Annotated in this window: 12 protein-coding genes; 6 read left to right on the top strand and 6 right to left on the bottom strand. The window is 72.4% G+C overall.

What is annotated here, in order from left to right:
- Window positions 1-107: 107 nt before the first annotated feature.
- Window positions 108-566, top strand: a complete 459-nt coding sequence (locus ACFYZF_RS23465; protein ID WP_387024079.1) for a hypothetical protein — start codon at window positions 108-110, stop codon at window positions 564-566.
- Window positions 567-581: 15 nt separating this feature from the next.
- Here the strand turns inward: ACFYZF_RS23465 and ACFYZF_RS23460 are convergent, their stop codons facing one another.
- The 3 genes from ACFYZF_RS23460 to ACFYZF_RS23450 form a co-directional block, all read right to left on the bottom strand.
- Window positions 582-1,262: a thymidine kinase gene (locus ACFYZF_RS23460; RefSeq protein ID WP_387024240.1), complete on the bottom strand. Its 681-nt coding sequence runs from the start codon at window positions 1,260-1,262 to the stop codon at window positions 582-584.
- A gap of 115 nt (window positions 1,263-1,377) precedes the next feature.
- Complete coding sequence (locus ACFYZF_RS23455; protein WP_387024077.1) at window positions 1,378-2,769, bottom strand: MFS transporter; 1,392 nt, start codon at window positions 2,767-2,769, stop codon at window positions 1,378-1,380.
- 22 nt (window positions 2,770-2,791) lie between these two features.
- Window positions 2,792-3,559: a glycerophosphodiester phosphodiesterase gene (locus ACFYZF_RS23450; protein WP_387024075.1), complete on the bottom strand. Its 768-nt coding sequence runs from the start codon at window positions 3,557-3,559 to the stop codon at window positions 2,792-2,794.
- A 517-nt stretch (window positions 3,560-4,076) separates the two neighbouring features.
- Here ACFYZF_RS23450 and ACFYZF_RS23445 point away from each other — a divergent pair.
- Window positions 4,077-4,490, top strand: a complete 414-nt coding sequence (locus tag ACFYZF_RS23445) for a nitroreductase/quinone reductase family protein (RefSeq protein WP_387024074.1) — start codon at window positions 4,077-4,079, stop codon at window positions 4,488-4,490.
- Between the two features lie 42 nt (window positions 4,491-4,532).
- On the opposite strand, the gene ACFYZF_RS23440 is transcribed toward ACFYZF_RS23445, so the two are convergent.
- Window positions 4,533-5,309, bottom strand: a complete 777-nt coding sequence (locus ACFYZF_RS23440; protein WP_387024072.1) for a lysophospholipid acyltransferase family protein — start codon at window positions 5,307-5,309, stop codon at window positions 4,533-4,535.
- 183 nt (window positions 5,310-5,492) lie between these two features.
- Between ACFYZF_RS23440 and ACFYZF_RS23435 the strand changes: the two genes are divergently transcribed.
- The 3 genes from ACFYZF_RS23435 to eis all read left to right on the top strand — a co-directional run bounded on the left by ACFYZF_RS23435 (window position 5,493) and on the right by eis (window position 9,212).
- A complete protein-coding gene (locus ACFYZF_RS23435) occupies window positions 5,493-6,908 on the top strand; it encodes a cytochrome ubiquinol oxidase subunit I (protein ID WP_387024070.1) in 1,416 nt (471 codons plus the stop codon).
- A 13-nt stretch (window positions 6,909-6,921) separates the two neighbouring features.
- Window positions 6,922-7,920: a cytochrome d ubiquinol oxidase subunit II gene (gene cydB / locus ACFYZF_RS23430; protein WP_387024068.1), complete on the top strand. Its 999-nt coding sequence runs from the start codon at window positions 6,922-6,924 to the stop codon at window positions 7,918-7,920.
- A 116-nt stretch (window positions 7,921-8,036) separates the two neighbouring features.
- Window positions 8,037-9,212, top strand: coding sequence for an enhanced intracellular survival protein Eis (gene eis / locus ACFYZF_RS23425; protein ID WP_387024238.1), 1,176 nt, complete (start codon window positions 8,037-8,039; stop codon window positions 9,210-9,212).
- A gap of 70 nt (window positions 9,213-9,282) precedes the next feature.
- On the opposite strand, the gene ACFYZF_RS23420 is transcribed toward eis, so the two are convergent.
- Entirely contained in the window at window positions 9,283-9,975 is a 693-nt protein-coding gene (locus ACFYZF_RS23420; RefSeq protein WP_387024066.1) for a hypothetical protein, read from the bottom strand.
- A gap of 67 nt (window positions 9,976-10,042) precedes the next feature.
- Window positions 10,043-10,504 (bottom strand): peroxiredoxin, encoded by a 462-nt coding sequence (locus ACFYZF_RS23415; protein WP_350889440.1) that lies wholly within the window; start codon window positions 10,502-10,504, stop codon window positions 10,043-10,045.
- Between the two features lie 121 nt (window positions 10,505-10,625).
- Here ACFYZF_RS23415 and ACFYZF_RS23410 point away from each other — a divergent pair, with 121 nt between their 5' ends.
- Complete coding sequence (locus tag ACFYZF_RS23410; RefSeq protein ID WP_387024064.1) at window positions 10,626-11,354, top strand: SDR family NAD(P)-dependent oxidoreductase; 729 nt, start codon at window positions 10,626-10,628, stop codon at window positions 11,352-11,354.
- Window positions 11,355-11,403 lie beyond the last annotated feature (49 nt).

Genomic DNA, 11,403 nt, shown 5'->3' with positions numbered 1-11,403 from the left:
GGGGCGCTCGCGTCGGGGTGTGCGCCGACGGTAGACGATGCGTGCCCCGGAGGCGACCGGGGGCGAGTTGCTGCGGGCCGGCGGCCGGCCGCCTACGGTCGGAGGTGATGGGCGGTGAGCGGTCGTGGAGCCGGCCGGCCCGGCGGAGCCGGCCGGTGCGCACCGGGCTGCTGGCCGCCGGCGCGGGGCTGGGGTTGTGCCTGGTCGGGGTGGCCGGGCTGGGGGCGTGGAACGTGCAGGTGGTGGCCGGGTCCAGCGGCCCGGTGCGGGAGGCCGCCGACGGGTTCCTGCGGGAGGTGTCCGCCGGCGACGTCGACCGGGCCTACGGGCGGTTGTGCGCCGACGCGCGCAGCCGGTGGAGCGCGGCGGGCTTCGCCGCGTGGCTGCGGACCCCGCCGCAGGTCACCGGCTACGAGATCACCGACGTGGCGGTGGCCACCCGAGGCGGCCGTCCCCGGGGCACGGTGGCGGTGCGGCTGACCCGCGACGGCGGCGGCAGCGAACAGCGGGAGCTGCCCGTGGTGCGGGAGTCCGACGGCTGGCGGGTGTGCGGGGACCCGTACTGACCCGTCGGCGCGGTGTTACCGGCCGCCGAGGTCCCCGGCGCGGTAGTGCCGCCGGCACAGCACCCGGTAGCGCACCTGCGCGCTGTTCGCGGTGTCGCCGATGACGACCTGTTCGCCCTCGCGGGCGACCCGGCCGCCGACGACGCGGGCGTTGAGCAGCCCCTCCCGGCCGCACCAGCACAGCACCTCGACCTGGATGCGGGCGACGGAGTCGGCCAGCTCGAACAGCCGCCGGGCGGCGGGGAACAGGCAGGACCGGAAGTCGGTGGCCAGGCCGAAGGCGTACACGTCGACGTCGTAGTTGTCGACCAGCTCGGCCATCTGCTCGATGTGTTCGAGGTCGTAGAACGACGCCTCGTCGCAGATGAGGTAGTCCACCCGGAGCCCCTCGGCCCAGGCGTCGCGGACCAGGTCGCGCAGGTCGAGGCCGTCGGTGACCTCGATCGCGGAGTGGGCCAGGCCGATGCGGGTGGTGACCTGCGGGCCCAGCGACCGGTCGATGCGGGTGGTGACCAGGCCACGGCGGCCCTGCCGGGCGTGGTTGTAGTTCATCTGCAAGGCCATCGTGGACTTGCCGCAGTCCATCGGCCCCCAGAAGAACTTCAGCGCGGCGGCGTGCAGCGGGCGGCCGTCGACGCCCCGGGCTGCGGCGCAGCCGGCGCGGGTGTCGTCCGGGCCGGGGAGGGGCCGGGCCAGGCAGGTCGGGGCGGCGTCGTCGGTCACGTCGGGGCAGCCTAGTCCATCGACGGCTGACGATCGGTCCGGTGCGTGGGCCCCCGGGGATGCGGGGCCCACGCACCGGACCGGCGCGCTACAGCACCCGCGGCGGGGTGTTTCCGGCGGCGACGATGGCGCGGCGGATCGGCACGGCGGCCAGCAGCGCGAACCCGACCACGAAGAAGATCAGCAGGGAGACCAGACCCACCCGGTAGGAGGAGGTCAGCTGGAACACCAGCCCGAACGCGAGGGGCCCGAGCCAGCTGGTGCCCTTGTCGCTGATCTCGTAGAAGCCGTAGTACTCGCCCTCCTTGCCTGCGGGGATGAGCTGGCTGAACAGCGACCGGCTCAGCGCCTGGCTGCCGCCGAGGACCAGGCCGATCGCCCCGCCGAGGATCATGAACGGCAGCGGGGCCTTCTCGGGCAGCCGGAACGCGGCGATGATCACACCGGTCCACAGCACGAGGCTGAGCAGCACCGTCTTCCACGCCCCGATCCGCCGCGCCAGCGCGCCGAGGCCGAGGGCGCCGCCGAAGGCGAGGAACTGCACCAGCAGGATCGTCACGATCAGGGTGCCCTGCTCCAGGTGCAGCTCCTCGGTGCCGTACTGGCTGGCCAGGGTGATCACGGTCTGGATGCCGTCGTTGTAGACCAGGAACGCCAGCAGGAAGTACAGGGTCAGCGGGTAGGCCTTGATCTCCCGCAGGGTGCGGCCGAGCTGCCGGAACCCGTCGCCGAGCACGTTGCCGCCGCCGCGCAGCGCCGCGGCGGTGGGGTGTTCACGCAGCCAGCGCAGCGGCACCAGGGTGAACACCGCCCACCACACGCCGGCGGACACGATCGACCAGCGGGCCAGGTCCAGGGTGCGCTGCGGGTTGCCGTCCTCGCTGAACATCGTGACCGCGACCAGGTTCAGCGCCAGGAGCACCCCGCCGCCGAGGTAGCCGATGGCCCAGCCTCGGCTGGAGATGCCGTCGCGTTCGTCGGGGCCACCGAGCTGCGGCAGGAACGAGTTGTAGACGACCACGGCGGCGCCGAAGGAGATGTTCGCGACGAGGAACAGCGCCCCGCCGAGCAGGTACCGCTCACCGGTGACGAGGGCCATCGCGATGGTCGCCCCGGCGCCGGTAAACGCCGCCGCGCCGAGCAGCCGCCTCTTGTGCGCCGAGCGGTCGGCGACCGCGCCGATCACGGGCAGCACGAACACCGTCAGCAACACCGACAGGGAAATCAGGTACGGGTAGTACGAGCCGGCGGCGACCCGGATGCCCAGCGGGTGGACGTAGCCGTCGCAGCTGTCCGCGCCGAGCTCGCAGCCGGCGGCAAGCTCGGTGACGGTGGTCAGGAACGGGCCGAGGAACACGGTGATCACCGTGGTCTGGAAGGCCGAGTTGGCCCAGTCGTAGAGGTACCAGCCGCGCCGCTCGCGGGCGGTGCTCGCCGGCGGCGGGGGGTTGTCCACCGTCGGGGTGACGGTCTCGGCCATGGGGGTTTTCCTCCGCCGGTTCTCAGGCGGCCCAGTGGCCGCGGCTGCGGTAGACGTCGCGCAGCACGCCGACGTGATCGGTCATGATGCCATCCACTCCAAGATCAAGTAACTCGTGCATCTCGGCAGGTTTGTCGATCGTCCAGACGTGCACATGCAGTCCGAGCCGGTGGGCGTAGGCGATCAACCGGCGGTCCACGACCGGGATCCGGCCGTAGCGGGGCGGGACCTGGGCGGCGACCACCGACGGGGGCAGCCGCAGCGGCCGGCCGTGCAGGGACGCCACCCGCAGCCGGGCCACCCCGCGCATGCCGAGGCCGGTGGCGATCCGCCCGCCGGTCAACGCCCGCAGCCGGGCCAGCCGGGCGTCGCTGAACGAGGCCAGCAGCACCCGGTCGCCGGCGCCGGCCCGACCGAGCGCGGCGACGGTCGCCTCGACGCCCCCGTCGGCCTTGATGTCGATGTTGAACCTCACGTCCGGCCAGGCGGCGAGAACGTCGTCGAGGCGGGGCACCACGGCGGCGCCGCCGACACGCACCGAGGCCAGGTCGGCCCAGCGCAGGTCGGCGATGCGCCCCGGCTCTCCGGTGACCCGGCGCAGGGTGGCGTCGTGGAAGACCACGGCGACCCCGTCGGCGGTGCCGTGCACATCGGTCTCGACGTACCGGTAGCCCAGGTCGACGGCGCGGGCGAACGCGGCGGTGGTGTTCTCGTCGCCGTCGGCCGCACCGCCGCGGTGGGCGAACGCCAGCGGCGCGGGCGCGTCGAGGTAGCCGGAGCGGGGCTGCACGGTGGGCAGTATGCCGGGCGGCGGTGGCCGGCGGGTGTCCGGCCGGGAATGAACCGCCGTCGGGTCGGTCAGGCCGCCCAGCCGGTCACCGCCTGACCGTCGGGGTCGGCGTGCTCGACCCGACGAGACCGCCGGGCCGCCGCGCAGGTCCGCACCCGGGGCGGCGTGGCGGTTTCGTCGGAGGGGACGCGGGACCGTCTGCGCAAGCGGCCGGGGCATTGCCGGTGATCCGGAGGCGACACTAGTATCTGACATCGTGACTGCCGGGTCGGCCATGGGCCACGAGCGGACAGGGCACCCGGCCGAGGCGTGAAGGCCGGGCGGGCCCGCGGCCCGCCGTGCGTGAGTGACACCCACCCCCCGCCCCGCGCGGGCGGCTCGTCCTGCCGCTTCACGTCACCTTCCGCAGCGCCCCCGACGTGGCCCCTCCCGGGGGCCGCTCGCCGGCCGCTTCTTCCCGTCACCCACCGCCCCGCCCCGCGCGAGGCGAGCACCCGGTCCGGAGAATGGACACCGCATGCCCAACGACTTCAACCAGCAGATCATCGAGGAGTTCCGCGCCAACGGCGGCCGGGTCGGGGGGTGGTTCGAGGGCGCCCGGCTGCTGCTGTTGACCACCACAGGGGCGCGCACCGGCGCACCGCACACCACCCCGGTGGGCCGGGTGACCGGCGAGGACGGCCGGGTTCTCGTCATCGCCTCGGCCGGGGGAGCGCCGCGGGACCCGCAGTGGTTCCGCAACCTGGCGGCCGATTCGCTGGTCACCGTCGAGGACGGGGTGTCGACCTGGCGGGCGCGGGCGGTCGTGCTGGCCGGCGACGAGCGGGACCGGGCCTTCGCCCGTGCGGCGCAGGCCGACCAGGGCTGGGCCGACTACCAGGCCCGGGCGGGCCGGGTGATCCCGGTGGTGGCGTTGGAACCGGCCGCCTGACCCACCTGACCCGGTCGCGTCGGGCGCCCCGACGCGACCGGGTCAGGGCCGCGGGCCTCGCCGGTGGGAGCGGCTGGTGTCGCTGGGGCGGCCCGGGTCGACGTGCCGGGGCCGGTCGGGCTCGTCGGGGCGCAACGGGACCAGGCTGTCGGTGACCGCGTCGATGATCCGGTCGGTGGCCCGGGCCGCCGCGCCGGGGGCCGCTGGGTCGATGCCGGTCAGGTCCACGGGCGCCCCGAAGCGCACCCTGAGCACCGGCCGGCGAACCACCGCCCGGGCGAGGGCGCGCAACATGCCCCTCGGAGCCCGGTAGGGCAGCACCTCGTGGGAGCCCCACTGCGCGACGGGCACCACGGGGGCGCCGCACGCGAAGGCGAGCCGGGCGGTGCCGGTCTTGCCGCGCTCGGGCCACAGGCCGGGGTCCAGGCCGATGCGGCCCTCCGGGTAGACCAGGATCACCGACCCGTCGGCCACGGCCCTGGCCGCGTCGTCGAGGGCCCGGTGCACGGCGTCGGTGCCCCGGTCCACGCGCAGGTGCCCGGCGCGGCGCATCGCGGCGCCGACGAGCGGGGTGCGGAACAGGCCGCCGGTGGCCATGATCCGGGGAGCGACGCCGCGGGCGCGGCAGGCGGCGGCCAGGACCACCGGGTCGAACGGGCTGAGGTGGTTGGCGGCCAGGATCAGCGGGCCGCGGCGCAGCCGGTCGGGCACGTCGCCGGTGACTTCGAGGCGGGCCAGGGCGCCGACGAGGGCGCGGGCGAACAGTTGGGCGCCACGCCAGAGCAGGGGCGGCCGCCAGGGGCCGGTCGGGGTGTCCATCAACGCTCGATGGTCGCACGCCGCCGCCACGGCCGGGGGACCGCCCGCCCGGGTGGGCCGAGCGGCAGTGGTGATCAAGGTCATTGGTCCCGGGCCGGCTCGGGACCTCCGCCCCTGACGACTCCCTACGACGCCCAGTAGTATCTACTACGTCTCGTAGTATGAAAGGCTGGGGGTTATCAGGTGGACGCGTTGGACGTCGCCCGCTGGCAGTTCGGTGTCACCACCGTCTACCACTTCCTGTTCGTGCCGCTGACCATCGGCCTGTCCGTGCTCGTCGCCATCCTGCAGACCCTGTGGCACCGCACCGGCAACGAGCGCTACCTCAAACTCACCAAGTTCTACGGCAAGCTCTTTCTGATCAACTTCGCGATGGGCGTGGTCACCGGCATCGTGCAGGAATTCCAGTTCGGCATGAACTGGAGCGACTACTCCCGCTTCGTCGGCGACATCTTCGGCGCCCCCCTGGCCATCGAGGCCCTCGTCGCCTTCTTCCTCGAATCCACCTTCATCGGCCTGTGGATCTTCGGCTGGGACCGGCTGCCCAAACGCCTGCACCTCGCCGCCATCTGGGCCGCCGCCATCGGCACCAACCTCAGTGCCTACTTCATCCTCGCCGCGAACTCCTTCATGCAGAACCCCGTCGGCTACCGCATCAACCCCGACACCGGCCGAGCCGAGCTGACCGACTTCCTCGCCGTGCTCACCAACAAGGTCGCCCTGATCACCTTCCCGCACACCCTCGCCGGTGCGTTCCTCGTCGCCGGGTCCCTCGTCGTCTCCGTCGGCCTGTACCACACCATCCGCAACCGCGACAGCGCCGACACCCCCGCCTACCGCTTCGCCACCAAGTTCGGCGCCTGGGTCGTCCTGGCCTCCTCGGCGCTCGTACTCATCACCGGCGACATCCAGGGCAAGATCATGACCCAGGTGCAGCCGATGAAGATGGCCGCCGCCGAGGGCCTCTACACCACCGAGAGCCCCGCCTCGTTCTCCGTACTCACCATCGGCAGCCTCGACGGCAGCCGCGAGGTCTTCGCCCTCAAGATCCCCTACCTGCTGTCCTACCTCGGCACCGGCGACCCCAACGGCACCGTCCACGGCATCGACGACCTACAGGCCCAGTACGCCAGCCAGTACGGCGCCGGCAGCTACACCCCGATCATCCCCATCACCTACTGGAGCTTCCGCTTCATGATCGCCTTCGGGCTCGCCGCCGCCGCGATCGCCCTGCTCGTCCTCTGGACACAACGCAAGGGCCGCACCCCCACCAGCAAATGGCTCCTGCGCGCCGGCCTGGTCATGCCGCTACTACCCCTCGCCGCCAACTCGTTCGGCTGGATCTTCACCGAAATGGGCCGCCAACCCTGGATCGTCTTCGGCGAGATGCTCACCCGCGACGGCGTGTCCCGCAGCGTCTCCCTCACCGAAGTCCTCACCTCATTCACCGCCTTCACCCTCATCTACGCCATCCTCGCCGTCATCGAGGTCAAACTCCTGCTCCGCTACGCCCGCGCCGGCGTACCCGACCTCACCGACCACCCCGACCCCACCGACGACAGCGGCGACGCCGAACGCCCGCTCGCGTTCGCCTACTGACCCGGAGCCCACCATGGAACTGACAACCATCTGGTTTCTCCTCGTCGCCGTGCTGTTCACCGGCTACTTCATCCTCGAAGGCTTCGACTTCGGCGTCGGCATGCTGCTACCCGTCCTCGGCCGCAACGACCGCGAACGCCGCGTCCTGATCAACACCATCGGCCCCGTCTGGGACGGCAACGAGGTCTGGCTCATCACCGCCGGCGGCGCCATGTTCGCCGCCTTCCCCGAGTGGTACGCCACCCTCTTCTCCGGCTTCTACCTGCCGCTGCTGCTGATCCTGCTGGCCCTGATCATCCGCGGCGTCGCCTTCGAATACCGCCACAAACGCCCCGAAGCCTCCTGGAAACGCCGCTGGGACACAGCGATCTTCGTCGGCTCCGTGGTGCCGGCGATCCTCTGGGGCGTCGCCTTCGCCAACATCGTGCGCGGCGTACCCCTGGACGCCGACCACGAATACGTCGGCGGCCTACTCAACCTCCTCAACCCGTACGCCCTGCTCGGCGGCGCCACCACCGCCGCACTGTTCCTCACCCACGGCGCCGTCTTCATCGCGCTGAAAACCGTCGGCGACGTCCGCGACCGCGCCGGCAAACTCGCGGTACGCCTGGGCATCGCCACCGCCGTGCTCGCGGTGGCGTTCCTGAGCTGGACGTTGACCATCCGCTCCAGCACGGCCGCCGTCGTCTTCGCCGTCGGCGCGGCGCTGGCCCTGCTCGCCGGCCTCGCCGCCGCCCGGCTACGCCGCGAAGGATGGGCGTTCACCGGCACCGCCGTGGCAATCGCGCTGGCCGTGGCAACGCTGTTCGCGGCGCTGTTCCCGAACGTACTGCCCTCCACCCTCGACGCCGCCGGCACGCTCACCGCCACCAACGCCGCCTCCACCCCCTACACCCTGAAGATCATGACCTGGGTGGCGGTCGTGTTCACCCCCATCGTCCTGGCCTACCAGGGCTGGACCTACTGGGTGTTCCGCAAGCGCATCGGCGTCGCCCACATCCCGCACCACTGACCACCAACAATCAGCAGGGGCCGGCGCGGTAACCGCACCGGCCCCTGCCGCACACCCGAACGACAAAACCCAGGCAGACACACCACACCGCCCGCTACCGTCACCCGATGCCCACCATCGACGTCCGGGAACTCACCCCCGACGACCTCACCGCAGCCTGGACCCTCGGCCGCCACGCCTTCGGATCCGCACCCACCCCACCGCCCCACGCCACCACCACCCCACCCGGCCTCACCCGCTACGGCGCCTTCGACCACACCGGCCAACTCCTCGGCAAAGCCGTCGACCTGCACCACGACCAGTGGTGGAACGACCGCCCCGTAACCGCCGCCGACGTAGCCGGCGTCGCCGTCGCCCCCGCAGCCCGCGGCCGAGGCGTCGCCCGCGCCCTACTCACCGGCCTCCTACGCGGCGCCCACGACCGCGGCGCCGCCATCAGCGCACTCTTCCCCACCACCAGCGCCCCCTACCGCGCCTGCGGCTGGGAGGTCACCGGCGCCCTCCGCACCCTCGACCTGCCCACCGCCGCACTACCCCGACACCCACCCGCACCCCACCTCACCGTCCGCGACGGCAGCCCCGCCGACCTGCCCGCCGTCACCGACCTCTACGAAACCGTCACCCGCCACCGCCGCGGCCTACTCACCCGCCGCGGCCCCCTGCACGACCACCCCACCGACACCCTGCCCACCGACGGCCTCACCCTCGTCGAACACGACGGTCACCTCGTCGCCTACGCCACCTGGGACCGCGGCCGAGGCTGCGGCCCCGACGCCGTCCTCACCGTCGACAACGCCCTCGCCACCACCGCCGACGCCGCCCGCGAACTCATCCGCACCCTCGCCACCTGGGCCAGCGTCACCCCCACCCTGCGACTCAACCTCCTCGACGGCGACGCCATCACCGCCCACCTGCCCCTCGAAGCCACCCGCGAACACCACCGCGACACCTGGATGCACCGACCCGTCGACATCACCCGCGCCATCACCCAACGCGGCTGGCCCACCCACACCCACGGCACCGTCACCTTCACCCTCCACGACCACCTCGCCGACTGGAACACCGGCACCTGGCGCCTCGACGTCGCCGATGGCGCCGCCCAACTACACCGCACCACCACCGACACACCCCTACACCTGACCGTCCGAGGCTTCGCCCAGCTCTACACCGGCACCACCGACGCCGAAACCCTCCGACACACCGGCCAACTGCACATCACCACCCCAGCCGACCCCCGCCCACTCGACCTGCTCGCCGCCGCCGGCCCCGCCCACCTGCACGACTACTTCTGAACCCCGACACACCCCCGCCCCCCGCCGCACACGGCGACGGAGGGCGGGGAAACAGGCACACCAGGCGCGATCAACCCGCCTCGCGCAACTCCGCCAACCGCGCCTCGATCTCCGCCAACTCCGCCCGCAGCCTCCCCGCCTGCTGCTCCGCCTCCGCCCGCTCCGCAGCCAGAATCTGCTCCACCGCCTCCTGCACCCCCGGAACATCCACCAACACCACCATCCGCAACGCCTCCGCCGGCTTCACCACATACGGCTTCGCCAACGACTTCGCACCCTGCTGCGCCGCCACCGTCCACTCACCGTCGGCATACGCCAACGTCACCGTCAAACCCGCCGGACCCTTCGCCTTCACCGCCTTCACCGGCCGCCGCGCCGGCTTCGCCTCCACCTGCTGCTCCACCTTCGGCTCCTCCCGCCGCGCCACCGGCACCCGCGGCGTGTCCAACACGAACTCCGGCTCCGCCACAGGCGGCACCGGCTCCGGCTCAGGCTCCGCCTTCACCTCCACCACCCGACGCCCCGCCCCCCGCGGCGCCACCGCCACATCGGCGGGGGAGAACGGCAACTCGTCCCGACCGAACCGCACCACCACGAACTCGTCGGACACCGACGGATCGGTCAACTCCACCACCTGGCCCACCTGACCGGCGATCTGACCCGCCGACGACGTGAACACCACCTTCGGCTTCCGGCCGGCCGCCAACGCCTCCCGGATGCTCTGCACCTCGTCAGTGGACAAACCCTGGCCCGCGGCAACCATCACAACCCTCTTCCGTACACCTGTCTGATTCCTGCCTTGATACCAGCCCGCTGCGACACCCCGAAGATCAGCCCCCCAACGCCCGCAACGCCCGATCCGCATGCTCGTTCATCCCCAACTCGCTGTGCACCACCTCCACCACCCGCCGGTCGGACCCGATCACAAACGTCATCCGCCGCGAACCCAACGGCCCCAACGGCACCCGCCGCAACACCCCCAACCGCCGCGCCACCACACCGTCCACATCCGACAACAACGGATAGTCGAACCCGTGCAACCGGGAGAACTCCGCCTGCTTCTCCACCGCATCCCGACTGATCCCCACCCGAGACGCGCCCACCGCCGCGAACTCCGCCGCCAGATCCCGGAAGTGACAGCTCTCCGCCGTACACCCCCGCGTCATCGCCGCCGGATAGAAGAACAACACCACCGGCCCCACCGCCAGGAACTCCGACAACCGCCGCAGAGTCCCCGTCTCGTCCGGCAACTCGAAATCCTCGACCAGGTCACCAACCCGCACACCCGACACCCGCACACCTCCACTAGTCGACGCCGGCAGCGTAAGCGATCACCAGTGTGACCGCGCTCTCCACCAACACCGCCGCCCCCGCCGGTACCGTCACCACCAGCACCCGGGGGAGGAGCACCCATTGAATCCCGTCACCATCATCACCGGCGGCAGCCGCGGCATCGGCGCCGCCACCGCCCGCCGCCTCGCCAACCACGGCCACCACATCGCCATCGGCTACCGCCGCGACCACCACGCCGCCGACACCGTCGTCGCCGACATCCGCGTCACCGGCCGCCACGCAGTCGCCGTCCCCGCCGACACCACCGACCCCGACGCCGTCACCCGCCTCTTCGACGCCGCCGCCGACCTCGGCCCCCTCACCGGCCTCGTCAACAACGCCGGCGTCACCAGCCCCATCGGCCCCTTCACCGAACTACGCGCCGACGACCTGCGCCACGTCGTCGACGTCAACCTCATCGGGTACGTCCTCTGCGCCCAACAAGCCGCCCGCCGCCTCACCCACGGCGGCGCCATCGTCAACGTCTCCTCCGCCGCCGCCACCCTCGGCAGCCCGGGGGAGTACGTCCACTACGCCGCCGTCAAAGCCGCCACCGACACCCTCACCGTCGGCCTGGCCAAGGAACTCGCCCCCCACGGCATCCGCGTCAACGGCGTCGCCCCCGGCATCGTCCGCACCGACCTGCACGCCCTCTCCGGCGCACCCGACCGCGCCGACACCGCCGCCGACCGCATCCCACTCGGCCGCGCCGGCGAACCCGACGAGATCGCCGCCGCCATCGCCTGGCTCCTCAGCCCCGACGCCAGCTACACCACCGGCGCCGTCCTCCGCGTCTCCGGCGGCCTCTGACGGGGATACCGCCGAGCCGGCCACTCACCTCGACCGCCGCCGCGCGCCC

This window comes from Micromonospora sp. NPDC001898 (assembly GCF_042891255.1).
Classification (GTDB): Bacteria; Actinomycetota; Actinomycetes; order Mycobacteriales; family Micromonosporaceae; genus Micromonospora.
Note: the sequence above shows the minus strand (reverse complement) of the source record. Positions and strands in the feature narration are given on the sequence as shown.